The organism is Enterobacter sp. Bisph1 (assembly GCF_000814905.1).
In the GTDB taxonomy this organism is placed as follows: domain Bacteria; phylum Pseudomonadota; class Gammaproteobacteria; order Enterobacterales; family Enterobacteriaceae; genus Kosakonia.
This window is the reverse complement of record NZ_JXAG01000050.1, coordinates 250,179-265,027: the sequence shown is the minus strand read 5'-3', so window position 1 is coordinate 265,027 and position 14,849 is coordinate 250,179. Positions and strand designations below refer to the sequence as shown.

At 56.0% G+C, this 14,849-nt stretch carries 13 protein-coding genes; 3 read left to right on the top strand and 10 right to left on the bottom strand.

Translation table 11 applies throughout. The annotated features are described in order from the left end of the window. The first annotated feature begins 8 nt into the window (after window positions 1-8). The gene (locus tag RW65_RS18925; protein ID WP_039058362.1) at window positions 9-899 is read left to right on the top strand and encodes a LysR family transcriptional regulator; all 891 of its coding nucleotides are present in this window, start codon (window positions 9-11) and stop codon (window positions 897-899) included. Here the strand turns inward: RW65_RS18925 and RW65_RS18920 are convergent, their stop codons facing one another. Then, a complete protein-coding gene (locus RW65_RS18920; protein ID WP_039058361.1) occupies window positions 900-1,379 on the bottom strand; it encodes a carboxymuconolactone decarboxylase family protein in 480 nt (159 codons plus the stop codon). Window positions 1,380-1,471: 92 nt separating this feature from the next. On the opposite strand from RW65_RS18920, the gene pdxR reads away from it, so the two are divergent. After that, window positions 1,472-2,893: a MocR-like pyridoxine biosynthesis transcription factor PdxR gene (pdxR, locus tag RW65_RS18915; protein ID WP_039058360.1), complete on the top strand. Its 1,422-nt coding sequence runs from the start codon at window positions 1,472-1,474 to the stop codon at window positions 2,891-2,893. A 165-nt stretch (window positions 2,894-3,058) separates the two neighbouring features. Here the strand turns inward: pdxR and RW65_RS18910 are convergent, their stop codons facing one another. From RW65_RS18910 to sad, 9 genes are all read right to left on the bottom strand, one after another. Continuing rightward, window positions 3,059-3,973, bottom strand: coding sequence for a bestrophin family protein (locus tag RW65_RS18910; RefSeq protein ID WP_039058359.1), 915 nt, complete (start codon window positions 3,971-3,973; stop codon window positions 3,059-3,061). A 293-nt stretch (window positions 3,974-4,266) separates the two neighbouring features. After that, window positions 4,267-5,718: a tagaturonate reductase gene (locus RW65_RS18905; protein WP_039058358.1), complete on the bottom strand. Its 1,452-nt coding sequence runs from the start codon at window positions 5,716-5,718 to the stop codon at window positions 4,267-4,269. A gap of 116 nt (window positions 5,719-5,834) precedes the next feature. Next, window positions 5,835-6,359, bottom strand: coding sequence for a GNAT family N-acetyltransferase (locus RW65_RS18900; protein WP_039058357.1), 525 nt, complete (start codon window positions 6,357-6,359; stop codon window positions 5,835-5,837). Between the two features lie 79 nt (window positions 6,360-6,438). Next, a complete protein-coding gene (locus tag RW65_RS18895) occupies window positions 6,439-7,407 on the bottom strand; it encodes a sensor domain-containing diguanylate cyclase (RefSeq protein ID WP_039058356.1) in 969 nt (322 codons plus the stop codon). A 376-nt stretch (window positions 7,408-7,783) separates the two neighbouring features. Continuing rightward, window positions 7,784-9,211, bottom strand: coding sequence for a GGDEF domain-containing protein (locus RW65_RS18890; protein WP_039058355.1), 1,428 nt, complete (start codon window positions 9,209-9,211; stop codon window positions 7,784-7,786). Between the two features lie 73 nt (window positions 9,212-9,284). Then, window positions 9,285-9,647: a DUF4186 domain-containing protein gene (locus tag RW65_RS18885; RefSeq protein ID WP_039058354.1), complete on the bottom strand. Its 363-nt coding sequence runs from the start codon at window positions 9,645-9,647 to the stop codon at window positions 9,285-9,287. Then, window positions 9,647-10,573 carry a glutaminase B gene (gene glsB, locus RW65_RS18880; protein WP_039058353.1) on the bottom strand — a complete coding sequence of 309 codons (927 nt, stop codon included), beginning with the start codon at window positions 10,571-10,573 and terminating at the stop codon, window positions 9,647-9,649. The genes RW65_RS18885 and glsB overlap by 1 nt, the downstream gene beginning before the upstream one ends. Window positions 10,574-10,635: 62 nt before the next feature. Then, entirely contained in the window at window positions 10,636-12,225 is a 1,590-nt protein-coding gene (locus RW65_RS18875; protein ID WP_039058352.1) for a methyl-accepting chemotaxis protein, read from the bottom strand. 100 nt (window positions 12,226-12,325) lie between these two features. After that, window positions 12,326-13,714, bottom strand: coding sequence for a succinate-semialdehyde dehydrogenase (gene sad, locus RW65_RS18870; RefSeq protein ID WP_039058351.1), 1,389 nt, complete (start codon window positions 13,712-13,714; stop codon window positions 12,326-12,328). Window positions 13,715-13,818: 104 nt separating this feature from the next. Here sad and ptrR point away from each other — a divergent pair, with 104 nt between their 5' ends. Further along, a complete protein-coding gene (ptrR, locus tag RW65_RS18865) occupies window positions 13,819-14,712 on the top strand; it encodes a putrescine utilization regulator PtrR (RefSeq protein ID WP_039058350.1) in 894 nt (297 codons plus the stop codon). Window positions 14,713-14,849 lie beyond the last annotated feature (137 nt).

The following is a 14,849-nucleotide window of genomic DNA, read 5'->3' as shown; positions in this document are numbered from 1 at the left end:
GATAATCTATGCATCGTTCAGGATTGATTGAGCTGGAAGTGGTAATGGCGGTGATGCGCCGGGGCAGTTTTCGTGGTGCCGCGCAGGCGCTATCCATGTCGCCGACGGCGGTGAGTAACGCCATTGCCGGACTGGAGAGTCGCCTCGCTATTCGGCTGTTTCATCGCACCACCCGCAGCGTCGCGCTAACGGAAGCGGGTCAGCGTTTTGTTGCGCGTATCGGTCCGGCGCTGCGCGAAATCCAACAGGCGCAGGAAGAGATCCACAGTCTGGCCGATGAGCCTTCCGGCACCCTGCGCCTGAACGTGCCGCAAAATATAGGCCCGTTGTTTCTTGATGATTTGCTGGTGCGCTTTCTGGTGCGTTATCCCCTTATCCGTATGGAGGTCGCCAGCGAGGCGCGGGCCATCGATATTGTCGCCGAAGGGTATGATGCAGGAGTGCGGCTGGCGGAAGCCGTTCCCCAGGATATGATCGCCGTGCCGCTGACCGCCGATATTCGCATGCGCGTGGTGGCAACGCCGCAATGGTTTGCCGAACACGGCACGCCGCAGGTACCGGAAGACTTGTATCAACATCATGGGATTTGCATGCGCATGTCCAACGGCAGTAACTACCGCTGGGAGCTTGCGCGTCGTGGCCAGCAGTTTGATATTGCGGTTCCGCCACGGCTGGCGACCAGCGATCTCTTTACCTCGATTGCCGCCGTACGCGCCGGGCTGGGGGTCGGTTTTTTGCCGGGGTTTTATATTGAAGAGGATCTGCGCAGCGGAGCGCTGGTGAGCGTGCTGGATGAGTGGACACAGCCCTTTAAAGGGCTGTGTCTCTATTATCCCGGACATCGCCATATTCCGGCGGCATTACGGACCTTTATTGCTTTTATCCGCGCCGGGAGGTGATTATTCAAGACCTGCGCGGTCCAGACCGTAGGCTTTATCCAGCGCGCCGGGTAAGGCTTTCGACAGCACCATTAAACGGTTCCAGCTGTTAATCACCGTAATAGAGAAAGCCAGTTCCGAGAGTTCCACTTCGCTAAAATGTTCCCGTACTTCGCCGTAAAGCTCATCGCTGATGCCATGCTCATCAAGCCGGGTCAGCGCTTCGCACAAGGCCAGAGCCGCTTTCTCTTTCGCGCTGAACAGCGGTGATTCACGCCAGATAGAAAGGTGATAAATGCGCAGTTCGCGCTCACCGTGCACTTTCGCCTGTTTGACATGCATATCCAGGCAAAACGCACAGTGATTGAGCTGGGATGCGCGGATATCGACCAGAAGTTTAATTGTCATATCCAGGCTGCTGGCTTGCGACGCCTCGCCCGCATCACGCAGGGTATTGACTAACGCCGGGACGGTCTGGAAGAGATTTAAGCGGGTGCTCATTATTATTTGCCTCGTTTATGGAATCGACAGCCGTTATCCTACGCTCTTATGCCATAGTAAAAAGATGCAAAAACGATAAATAGAGGTAGGACATGAAGCCGGGTTACAAGGCTATTTACCAACAGTATCGGCAGAGTATTGTCAGCGGGTTGTTGAAACCGGGCGATAAAGTGCCCTCGGTGCGCGTGCTGGCCAGCGAGCTCGGCGTGGCGCGTAAAACCGTGGAAACCGCATGGGCGATCCTCGTCGGCGAAGGTTATCTGGTCAGTCAAGGCGCACGCGGTACGCGGGTCAATCCCGATCTGCAGCTCAACGCCGCGCCGACGCTGGATTGTTCGCCTGCTCCTGTTGACGAACTGTCGCCGCTGGCGGAGGTGATGCGCAATCAGTCAGGGTTGCTGCACCCTGGCATACCGGCTCTCGATGCGTTTCCTTATAAAAAATGGCTGCTGCTGGGCGGTAAAGCGGTTCGTTCCATGTCAGCGGGTGAAATGATCAACCCGCCGCTATTGGGATATACACCGTTACGCGAAGCCATCGCCCATTACCTGAACATCTCACGCGGCTTATCCTGCACGGCGGAGCAAATCTTTATTACCAGCGGCTACAGCTTTAACCTGCGGCTGATACTCAACGCATTGACGACGGCTAATGACAAGGTACTGTTTGAAGATCCGGGCTACTTTTTTGGTGCCCAGGCGCTGAAACGCGCCGCGAACAACCTGCATTTTGTGCCGGTGGATGAACATGGTCTTAACGTTGATTATCTGCAGCAATACCACAGTGACGCACGCCTGCTTTTCGTGACACCGTCACATCATAGCCCGCTGGCGGTGACCCTTTCGTTGCCGCGCAAACATCAATTGCTGGCGTGGGCTGCGCAGAACAATAGCTGGATTGTCGAAGATGATTATGATGGCGAGTTTCACTACACGCGCAAAGTGCTGCCAGCGTTAAAGAGCCTGGATAGTGATGACCGGGTTATCTATATGGGCACCTTCAGTAAGACGGTAATGCCCGCGCTGCGTCTGAGCTATATCGTGATGCCGCGCGCGACGCTGGCGGCGTTTCGTGAAACGGCGCACATCAGCGAAAGCGGGCAACCGGTGCTGACGCAGAAGATCGTTGCGGCGTTTCTCAGCGAGGGGCACTTTTACAAGCACCTGAAAAAGATGCGCCCGCTCTATTCGCAACGCCGACATTATGTTTTGCGGGCGCTGGAGCAGGTTTATCCGGGCATATTTAGCGTGGAAGTAAGCGACGGTGGAATGCATATCGTGGCGTTTTTACACACCAGTACCCAGGATGTGGCAATCGCGATGATCTGGCAACAGCACCAGTTAGAAGTCAGTCCCCTGTCGCGCTGGTATAACTCGACGCATAAACGCTACGGGCTGGTTATCGGCTATACCAATGTGCGCACGCAAGAAGAGGCATTGTCGCTGCTAGCGCGCCCGGCGCGAGAAACGCGGGCGCTGCTAAAGCAACAAAGTGAGTTCACGGCAGGCTACTGACGAAGGAGAGATCCCACGCCGTGGCGAGCAGAGATAAGCTAACCACCAGGGTTAACGCAAATGAGATAGCTCTGTCTGACTTTTCCATCGCACGTCCCTCTGTGTTATGGGTATCGCTTTCGGTCTGAAAAAATCGAAGAGATGACTGGCTCTCCACAGCAAAGTTTAGGTCAATTGATAATTTTTGCCCGGGGTCATTTTTGGCGGCAGCACAGCAGCGTCGACCATTTGCAGCAGATCAATTTCGATAGCGTTGCTGATAGCGTCGAGCGGCAGGTCGTTATCCTCTTCGCCAAACGGATCTTCCAGCTCTTCCGCCAGCGTATCCAGCGAGATAAAGGTGTAAGAGATCAGTACCGAAACGAAAGGCGTCATAAAGTGGAGATCCACCACCAGGGCGAACGGCAGCATGATACAAAACAGATAGACGGTGCGGTGCAGAATCAGCGAATAGGCAAACGGCAGCGGCGTGGTAAAGATACGCTCGCAGCCGGACAGCACCGCAGACATATCATGCAGGCGCTGGTTGATACTGCTAAACATCATATCCGAAAGCAGACCCTGGGCACGGCGTTCGCCTAACCACTCTCCCATCAGCAAAAGAATGCGGTTCGCCGGCGAATGGGCGTTAAGCACATTGCGCAGATCGCTCTGGTTTAAATATTTCGCCAGTACCTCGCCCTGCGGCTTGCGACGCAGCGTCATGCGTAAACAGTGGGCAAAGGCAATTTGTAAGTGAATAAAGTGCTGCAACCCGGCATCGTTGGGCAACGTCGTTTTCACCTCGCGCAGCAGCGAACGTGAGGCAATCATCAAATGGCCCCACAGCAGACGCGCTTCGCTATAGCGGGCAAAACAGGCGTTATTGCGAAAACCCAGAAAGATAGCGATAGCCACACCGAGAATGCTGAACGGCGCAACGGTGAGCTTGATGCCAAGCGAAGTATACCATGGCAGCATCCAGACCACGGCAATGGAGAGCAGGAAGTTCATCAGCAGGCGCGAACTGATTTTCGGCAATACCGAACCGTGCCAGACGAAAAGACGAGGAAGCCAGTGTTGTTGAGGTCGAACGATCATTTTTTAGTAACAGTGATAAGGAGAGCTGCGCTATTAAACGTGATCAATATCACAGTTGCAAGTTTGATAACAGATTGTGACGAATTATCGTTCTGGCAGGCGAGGTATTGGTGCAGAGGTTGCTGAAACCTGTTATACAACTATTTCAAAGTATGTTGTAACTAATATAGCCGTTCCTGACCGAACGTCGCGTTATGGGTCGAAGCGGCGTTTAACCCCCTGCGGGTGGCTTGAGGGCATAAAAAAACCCGGCCGTAGCCGGGTTGATACCGAAAGTGCTTAACCGCCGCGTATTAGCACAGCGGTTTGACTGCTTCGCGCATACCGCGCAGCAGAATCGCGTCCAGATCCAGCGAAACCTGCTCTACCAGACCGCTCACTTTACTCAGATCCTGCTCCCAGTGATCGCTGACGGAAAGCACCGCTTTCACCAGTTCGCTGGTGCTGATCTGGCGATCGCCATGCTGGCTCCACAGCTGCTGGTAGCGTTCAATCCAGTGGGCATCATCCTGCACCGGATAGGTCTCGCCGTTACGCTCACCGCGATAGAAAGCAATCAGTGCCGCCAGCGCGAAGGTCAGACGCGCAGGCAATTTGCCGTTAGCTTTCTGCCCTGCCAGCAGCTGCGGCAGAATACGGGTGCGGTATTTGGTCATGCCATTGAGGGCAATCGACAGCAGCTGATGTTTGATATACGGGTTACGGAAACGTCCGGTAACCGCACTGGCAAAGGATTCCAGCTCTTCGCGCGGCAGATCCAGCACCGGAATGATCTCTTCGTAAATCGCCTTCTCAACAAACGCGCAGATTTCGCTGTCGTTCATCGATTCGCCCACGGTATCCAGCCCCGCCTGATAAGCAACCGGCACCAGCGCAGTGTGTGCGCCGTTCAGGATCGCCACTTTACGCTCTTTGTACGGTTTGATGTCGTCAACAATCAGCACGTTCAGCGGGAATTTGTCGAGACGCAGTTCAGCGGCCAGGGTTTTCGGCCCCTGAATCACAAACAGGTAGAAATGTTCAGCGGTATCAAGGAATGAATCCTGATAACCGAGTTCCGCTTCCAGCTTCGCCACTTCATCACGGGGATAGCCGGTCACGATGCGGTCCACCAGCGTCGAGCAGAACGCATTCGCGTTTTCCAGCCACTGTGTAAATTCACTTCCCAGCGCCCACTCTTGCGCATAGCGCAGCACCAGCTCACGCAGCGCTTCACCATTGTAATCAATCAGTTCACACGGAATGATGATCAGGCCTTTATCTGCCGCACCGGAGAAATGGGTAAAGCGTTCGAACAGCAGACGCGTCAGTTTTGCCGGATAGCTCACCGCTGGCGCATCATCAAATTTGTCACCCGCATGGTAGCTAATACCCGCTTCCGTGGTGTTGGAGAAGACAAAACGGATATCCGGGTTGTGAGCCAGCTTCAGGAACTCGTCGTACTGGGCATACACGCTGATTTCGCGGTTTACCGAGCGGATCAGACGCGCGTCGCTTACCGCTTCGCCCTGCTCGTTGAGGCCGCGAATAATTGTGGTGTACAGGCCATCCTGGGTGCTCAGGGACGGCGGGAAATCACTCTGGATCGGGCGAACAACCACCACCCCGGCGTTAAGGTCGGTGTGCTCGTTCAGCAGATCGATTTGCCAGTCGACAAAAGCGCGCAAAAAGTTCCCTTCGCCGAACTGAATAATACGTTCAGGATATTCAGCGCCGGGAAAGTTGCGACGGTTTAATGTGTTCACAGTGGGTTCCTTTTTTGATTAGTCATACAACCTGGGAAGATTGGTGTAATAACTTACCAGACTTTTCGACCACGAAACCCTGTTTTGATCAAAATGCTTTCTCATATTGGCGTGGATTATAAGAACTTGTAAAAAAATGTCGTTGCCGTCACATTTCCATCCGGCATCAGCGCATAGCGCGGGATCTCACCGACGCGCTGCCAGCCGCACTGCAGATAAAAGGTTTCCGCCCCGCTGCCCGTCGCGGTATCCAGCACCAGCACGGTTTTACCTTGCGCCCGCGCTTCGCTCTCCAGCGCATCCATCAGCCTGCGCGCCAGCCCTTGCCGTCGGGCTTTTTCATGCACCAGTAATTTAGCGACATCGGCGCGATGGGGCTGGTTTTCAGGTTGATCCAGTACCACCTGCACCGTGCCGACAATCTCACCGGCGGCGTCTTCCGCCACCAGCACAATGCGCTCGCCGCGCCCAACGCTTGCGGCGACGCCGGACCAGAATGTAAGGGATTTTTCCCGCGATAGCGGATGCATAAAGCTCACGGATGCGCCGCCCGCCACGGAGTTTTCCAGCACGTCGCAAAGAGAATCAATACGGGAGAGTAGCGTTTCGCCAGAGAGGGAACGAACAAAATAGTGGGTCATTTTAACTCCTTAAAAATGACCACTATTATCTTAACAGCGAATTAACACAACGCTGTCAATCATAGGATTTTATGATGGATCAGCGCCCGCGATGATTGCGCGTTTTCATGGCGTACATCTTACTGTCCGCCTCTTTTATCCAGCTTTTCAGGTCACCGCCGCCGCCGTGGTCAAACTCGCTAAGCCCCCAGGAAAAACCCAGCTTCCACGGTTTACCGGAGGTTTTATTCCAGGCTTCCACCTGTTCGGCCAGATGCTGCATAGCAATCCAGGCGCCCTTCTCATCGGTATCGGAAAAGACGATGGCGAACTCATCCCCGCCGTAGCGCACGCACAGATCCGCTTCACGCAGGCTGGCGGTCATGACCGAGGCCATCGATTTTAGCGCTTCATCGCCTTCGCTATGACCCCAGCTATCGTTAATCTCTTTAAAGTTATCCAGATCGATCCACGCCATAGTTAACGGCTGCGCGCGGCGGCGGGCACCCACGATGGCAAACTTCGCCAGGCTGTCAAAACCGCGACGATTAAATAAGCCGGTCAGCTCATCGGTGGTGGCTGCGCTCATCACCGCAAACTCATCTTCGACGATCATGGCAAAGTCTTTCAGGCTGTCCCGCTCCGACTCACTAAACTGTCGCGCTGCGCCATCCACCAGGCAGAAGGAGCCGACCACTGCGCCATCCGGTAAGCGTAACGGGTAGCCTGCGTAAAAGCGGATTTCCGCCTCGCCGGTGACCAGCGGGTTATCGGCAAAACGATCGTCGCAGCGGGTATCGGGAAGAATTAACGGTTCGGTGTGGAGGATGGTATGGGCGCAGAAGGAGATTTTACGCGCTAACGGCTCTGTACCGTAGCCTGCGCTGGATTTAAAGATCAGCTGATCTTTATCCACCAGCGTTATCAGCGCCGCGCGCACGGCAAACATCCGTTTCGCTAACCGGGTCAGGCGATCGAGCCGCTCGGTGACGCCGGTTTCCAGAAGCCCGGAGTCGTGCAGCGACGCAAGGCGTTGTTCCTCATCTGCGGGAATAGCAGGTATTTTCATAAGGGGCCGTTCTCATTCTTAGGCTATGTGCGCAACAAAAGAAAAATGTCGTTGATTTCACGGCATACGGTATAAAGCGTAGCTTATTCGCTACGCCTGCCCCTCTTAAAACCGGTGCAAAAAGCACGATCAGGCTTCAGGGCGGTGCGGTACACGGAATACAAAAAGAGTGGAAAAAACCCGAATCGCCTTCCCGCCCGCGAGTCACGCCTGACGCACTGTCTGTCGGGGATCTGCGGGTTCTTATGATAATCGGGCGATAATTCCGTGACAGACTGGCGGTAATACTATTGACCTGAAAAATAAGTATCAAGCAATTTAATAAGTTACCACTATTATTTGCAGCGCATTTGCTTGCCCGGTAAACGCCTCGCTGTTAACTGCTGAGGCGGGTTTGCGGGCGTTCGGCAAGCGCACCGTCCGACGTACAGTTGCGTCCGCGTTTTTTCGAGCGATAGAGGTTTTCATCCGCTACCGCCAGCAACTCATTGAACATCGCTATCAACTGCGAAGCCTCGGTATTACCGCTGCTGATCCCTATACTGACGGTCAAATGCAGCGTTTGCTGACGCCAGCTAAAGGGATGACGCTCGACGGCGGTACGCAGCGTTTCCGCCAGCCGCTTACCGTCTGTTGGATCGGCGGTGGTAGCAACTACCACAAACTCCTCCCCGCCCATACGCGCGATTAATCCGTGTGAGCCCAACACCTGCTGAACTTTTTGCGCAAATGAAGTGAGCACCTGGTCGCCGCATTCGTGACCATGGCTGTCATTGACGCTTTTAAAAAAGTCGATATCCAGCAGCATCACCGTTATATGCCGATCGGCGAAACGGTTTTCCTCATGTTTTAGCGCTTCATACAGGCCCGATCGTGAGTAGACGCGGGTGAGAAAATCGAAATCGGCACGCAGGGAGAGCTGGCGCATCAGCCGTTTTATCGCCCCGACGCTGACGGAGACTATCACCGGGCAAATCGCCATCGTGGCGATACCGAGCCGCGTAGAGAACATATGCGGCATCGCCTCTGGCGTGGCGACGAAGATATTAATCATCTGGTTGGCGACAAGAATGATCTCCAGCCCACCGGTAAGCAACGTAATCAGGCAGGTCAGCGGCAGGGAGTAACGCACCGCGCACCAGATCAGGGCCGGTAGCGGAAAAGCCAGACTGCCCGCGCCGCCAATCACCACCGACGCCCCAATCGATACGCCCACGCCGAGCACCGGCATCGCCTCGCGCAACGTGAAGCGTAGTGGTTTACGCGGCCAGCTCATGGTCAATATGCAAGGCAGGATCAGCACGCCCGTGGAGAACTGCTCGCCAAACCAGTCGGCCAGCAGTGCGCCAAAGCCCTGTCCATTGATCCCTACCGATCCCAGTGCCCCACAGAAGGCGCACAGCAGCGCGGCCAGCAGGCAGTAACTAAAGAGTGTCAGCGCATTGACCGGCTCCGGCGCACTGTTTATCCGCTTGCGCTCAAGGCCAATTAACTGCGCCATGGTGATGATAAACACCATATTAGAGAAGTTGATCATCAGTGATGCTACGCCCCACGAGGTGGTAATGGCATCGTAAGCCAGCATAGCGAGGAAACTTATCAGGTAGTAATGCCAGCGCTGCAAAAAGACATAACGAGCGAAGATGCCAGCCATCACCGCATTGAGGGGCCAGAAGAGGGAAAGATCTTCCACCAGCCGCATCATTGCGCCCAGCAAATAAAACAGCGTTGTCAGGATAAACACCATCAGCGCATTGGCGTAAGGCGTTGCTTGCCGAAACGGCACAAAAAAGCGGGCTCGCATCAAATCTCAATCCATATCACTTACGTTGGCTGGTGCAAAAAGCGCGAATGACAGAAAGCGTATACGGTTCTGTTCAGGGCGGCGAATTCATCTGCATCACCAGCCACTGATAAATAACCGCCACAATGTACTGTTGTTGCATATCCGTTAAGGCGCTGCCCTGCGCAATATTATGCCATTTTTCCAGACAGCCCCGGCAGCAGGTGGCCGTCGCATGCTGCGCGATAAATACCGGGTGGCCGCGCATCGGCGTCTGTTTACCGTCGTTTGGCGGCTGCGCCGGCGCGAGGCGCTGTGCGACAAAGTCCGCCGCATGAGAGGCGATAACCTCGGCACCTTTATCGAGGCAGTATTGACGCTCTTTCGCGCCGAGGCGAAAACGCGCGCGGAAAGTCGAACGCCTGAGCCTGGTAAACAACGGTGTAAAATCATTCATCAATACACCGATCTCCCAAACTGGCGGGTTAAGGCTTCCAGCACCGCAACGCCGGCCAGGGAATTACCTGCCTCATCAAGCTCCGGGCTCCAGACGGCAATAGCCATTTCGTGGGGCACAATCGCCACGATCCCGCCGCCGACACCGGATTTTGCCGGGAGCCCGACGCGCCAGGCAAATTCACCGGCGTTCTGGTACATACCGCTGGTGGCCATCAGGGCGTTAATCTGCCGCGCCTGCAGCGGCGAGACCACTGGCATGGTCTGCTGCGCACAGTGTCCGCCGTTGGCGAGAAACAAAAATGTGCGCGACAGTTCGACACAGCTCATTTTGAGTGCGCAGTAGTGGAAGTAGTTCTGCAGGACGGTGGTGACATCATTATGAAAATTGCCAAAAGATTTCATCAGCCAGGCAATGGCCATATTACGGGCGGAGTGTTCGAATTCTGAACGCGCGACGGTGGTGTCGTAGGCAATGTCCGGCGCGGCGGTTAGTTTGCGCACAATTTCCAGCATCCGCTGGCGCGGCGCGCTCAGGCGGCTTTGCAGCATATCGCACACCACCAGCGCACCGGCGTTAATAAAAGGATTGCGCGGTTTACCCTGCTCTATCTCGAGCTGTAACAACGAGTTAAAGGGCTGGCCGGAGGGATCTTTACCCACCCGCTGCCAGATCTCCTCTTCTGCGTAGTGGTTCATCGCCACCACCAGGCTCAGCACTTTCGAGATCGACTGAATAGAGAAACGTTCATCGGCATCGCCCGCCTGGAAGTGCTCTCCCTGCACGGTGCTAATCGCAATACCCAGCTTATTACCGCTGACGGCGGCCAGCGCCGGGATATAATCAGCGACTTTGCCGCGTCCTAACAGTGGGCGCACTTCAGCAAGCACTGCCTCCAGCACGCCATTATCCAACACCGTTGCCACGCCAACTCCTTGCCCACAGGCCAAAAATGGCCTGCGAGTATAACAGAGGCGAATGTTTTACGTCAGGCAGGAAGTCGAAAACGCGCCACCGCTTGCAGTAACTGGTGGGAATCGCTGTGCAACTTTTCCGAGGCTTCGTTGGCGCTGGAAACCAGTTCCCCGGTGCGCCGCGCCACGCTGTTGAGCGAATGCAGGCGGCGGGTCATTTTATGAATGCTGTCACCCTGGCTGAGGGTCGCCGCGGAGATCTCACTCAATACGCCGCTCAGATGCCCGACCAGCCCGGTCACCTGCTGCAGATTATCTTCCAGACGACTCACCGCCTGGCTGCCGTCGTTTATCCCCTGCAACGAGTGGTTAATCAACTGCTGGATAGTCTGCGTGGAGTGGCTGCTTTTACGCGCCAGCAGCCCCACTTCTTTCGCCACTACCGCGAACCCCCGTCCGTGATTGCCCGCGTGGGCCGCTTCAATTGCCGCGTTGAGCGCCAGAATATTGGTCTGAAACGCGACGCCATCAATCATCGCGACAATGTTGCGCATCTCTGCCGAACGCTCGACAATCTCGCGCATCGATTTATTCACCGTATCCATCATCCGATCGCCACCGGCGGCCACTTCCTGCGCCTCTTCGGCCTGTTTACGTGCCTGCTCGGCAAAGCCGCTGTTGCCTTCAACATGGGATTCCAGCGTGGCGATATGTTCGGTCACGTCCGTTAACTCCTGCGCCTGTTTCGCCGACTGCTGATACAGCGACTGGTTGCCTTCGGCGAGACTACGAATGGTATTTACCATTGAGGATGTGGCATCGCTGACCTGCATCACCAGCTGCTGCAAGCCTTGCTGCATAGTGTCGATACTGTGGCCGAGCCGATCGACCTCGCGGTTAAAGCGGCTGACGGGCGGTAATGGCGTGCCGAGGTCACCGGCGGCGAGAATATTAATATGGCCTATCAGGCTGCGCAGTGGCGTAATGACCCAGCGCGACATAGCGAACCACACCAGCAGCGCAATCACCACCAGCAGCGCGGGCACCAGCACAAACACCTGCTGTAGCTGCGCGAGGCTGGCAAGTAAGGCCTGGCGGCCCTGCCCGGCACGCGTTTCGCTGGTCTGCTGGAAACGGGCATAGTTGTCGTTGAAATCTGCCTGAAAAGCCTGCGCGGGAACGGCAAAAAAGGCATCTATGGATTGGGTTTTCTCCAGCCCGTCCGCCTGCTCCTTGAGCGCAGCGTAAAACAGCTGGTAGCTGTTAATCAGACCCTCGTCTTTGGGTGGCTTGAGGGCCAGCCACGCCTGCCAGGCGTGTTGCGATTGGGCCAGTGCTTTATGGGTTTCATCCATCAGGCTGTGCCAGCTGCCTTCTGAACCGGTCTCTTTATCCTGCATAAAATAGACGCCCGCGCGGTTGAGCAGGTCGCTTGCCGTCAGCAGCGCAATGCGTGCTTCATCCACCCGTCCCTGTTGCAGATGCGCTTGCTGGTTGCGTTGCTCATTATGCTGCGCGCTGCGCAGGGACGCGGAAAGCATCACTGAGGAGGCGATTTGCAAGGCCGAAAACAGAGCGATGATGCAGAAAATACCGGCGAGCAGACCAAACTGGCGAGGAGAAAAACGCCGCAAAACACGGCGAAAAATTTGCTTTAAGTTCATGATCTTCTTCTGTAACTACCACGTTGCCGTGAGTCTACAAAAGGATCATGACACATCCATGACAGCCCGCAGTGACGCGCCCTACCGGGGCGCGTCGGCGCTAAAGACGATCTTTCCACACCGTCTGGATATTACAAAACTCATGCAGGCCGAAATGGGACAGCTCGCGGCCAAAACCGCTTTTCTTAACCCCACCAAAGGCCACGCGGGCATCGCTGGCGCTGTAGCCGTTAATAAACACCCCGCCGCATTCAAGGTGTTCGGCAAACTCGTTTGCCAGTGCAGTATCAGCGGTAAAGACGGTGGCGGAGAGGCCAAAATCGCTATCGTTAGCCAGCTCCAGCGCATGACGGGCATCACGCGCGGTAGTAATGGCCGCCACCGGACCAAATAGTTCCTGGCGAAAGGCGGTCATCTCCGGGGTCACATTACTCAGCACCGTAGCCGGATAGTAGTTACCGACCCCAGGCGTTTTCTCCCCGCCGAGCAGCAGCGTTGCCCCCTCGCGAAGGGTGGCCATAACTTGCTGATGCAATTCGTCACGCAGATCGAAGCGCGCCATCGGCCCGAGAAAATTCTCTTCCGCGTCCGGCGCGCCCTGTTTTAACGCAGCGGCGGCAGCGACAAACTTCTCGGTAAACGCTTTCGCGATACCCGCTTCGACGATAAAGCGTTTCGCGGCGGCGCACACCTGCCCGGTGTTCTGATAACGTCCGGCAACGGCGGCTTTTACCGCCAGATCCAGATCCGCGTCATTGAGCACGATAAAGGGATCGGAACCGCCCAGTTCGAGGACACATTTTTTCAGCGCTGCCCCGGCCTGCGCCCCGATAGCCGCCCCGGCGCGCACGCTGCCGGTAACGGTGATGGCGGCAATGCGCGGATCGTTAATGGCCTGGCTCACGCCGTCGTTGGTGGCATTCACCCAGTTAAACGCCCCTTGCGGGAAGCCTGCGGCGGTAAAAATGTCGCCGATTAACGCTGCGCTACCGAGCACGTTCGGCGCATGTTTTAGCAAATAGCTGTTGCCCGCCAGCAGGATTGGCGCCGCGCCGCGCAGCACCTGCCACAAGGGGAAGTTCCACGGCATCACCGCCAGAATCGGCCCCAGCGGTCGGTATTCGATAGTCGCCCGCTGCTGCTCGACTTCGGTTGCTTCGCTGTCGAGCATTGCCGGGCCGTGATCGGCATACCAGTCACACAGGGCGGCAGATTTATTCACTTCCGCGCGGGCCTGCAAAATGGGTTTGCCCATCTCCTGGCTTATCATCAGTGCCATCTCTTCCCCGCGCGCGCGCAGCGCTACGCCGAGGTCATGTAATTTTTGCGCCCGCTGGCTAACGCTCAGTTCGCGCCACTGGCGATAACCGCTGGCGGTCAGCTCCAGTGCCGCATCCACCTCTTCGCGGCTGGCCCACGGGGTTGCGCGCAGGGTTTCGCCGGTGGCCGGGTTAATAGAAAGGGCATGAGTGGCAGAGGTAAATGACATATCGACTCCAGTAATTGCATTCAGGGCTTGCCTAAGCATGGCCCCCTTTGCTATTTCTGAAAACTGAATAATATTAACTTCACTATTCACGCAGAGAGAATGGCATGGATCTTACCCAGCTTGAGATGTTTAACGCCGTGGCGCAGACCGGCAGCATTACCCAGGCGGCGCAGAAGGTGCACCGCGTGCCGTCGAACCTGACCACGCGGATTCGCCAGCTGGAGTCGGAGCTCGGCGTGGATCTGTTTATTCGCGAAAACCAGCGTCTGCGTCTTTCCCCCGCCGGGCACAGCTTTCTGCGCTATAGCCAGCAGATCCTGACGCTGGTGGATGAAGCACGCATGGTGGTCGCCGGAGATGAACCGCAGGGGCTGTTTTCCCTCGGCGCGCTGGAGAGTACCGCCGCCGTACGCATTCCGGCGACGCTGGCGCGCTATAACCAACGCTACCCGCGTATTCAATTCGATCTGGCTACCGGCCCTTCCGGCACGATGATCGATGGCGTCATTGAGGGGCAACTGAGCGCCGCCTTTGTGGACGGCCCGATTATGCATCCGGGCCTTGAGGGGCTCCCGGTTTATCGCGAGGAGATGATGATTGTCGCCCCCGTCAGTCATGAAACCATTAGTCGCGCGGCGCAGGTCAACGGTGCCAGTATCTACGCGTTTCGTGCCAACTGCTCTTACCGCCGCCATTTCGAGAGCTGGTTTCATGCCGATAACGCCACGCCTGGCAAAATTCATGAAATGGAGTCTTACCACGGGATGCTGGCCTGCGTGATCGCGGGCGCGGGGCTGGCGTTGATGCCGCGCAGTATGCTGGAAAGTATGCCCGGCCATCACCAGGTGCAGGCCTGGCCGCTGGCGGAGAACTGGCGCTGGCTCACCACCTGGCTGGTATGGCGACGCGGGGCAAAAACCCGTCATCTGGAGGCGTTTATTGAACTGCTCAACGCCGATGCGCAGCCAGCGACTTCAGCAAAAAGCCAGGCACAATAAAATGTCTTTGTTATTAAACTGTTAAAAGCAAGCGGTAAATCTCCGCCATTGTCATATGAATAATTTATACATCTTTCCCACCGTTGCGCGTCGTTGATAAGTGGTTGTACCTTATGCAACATATGATGCAGAAAATG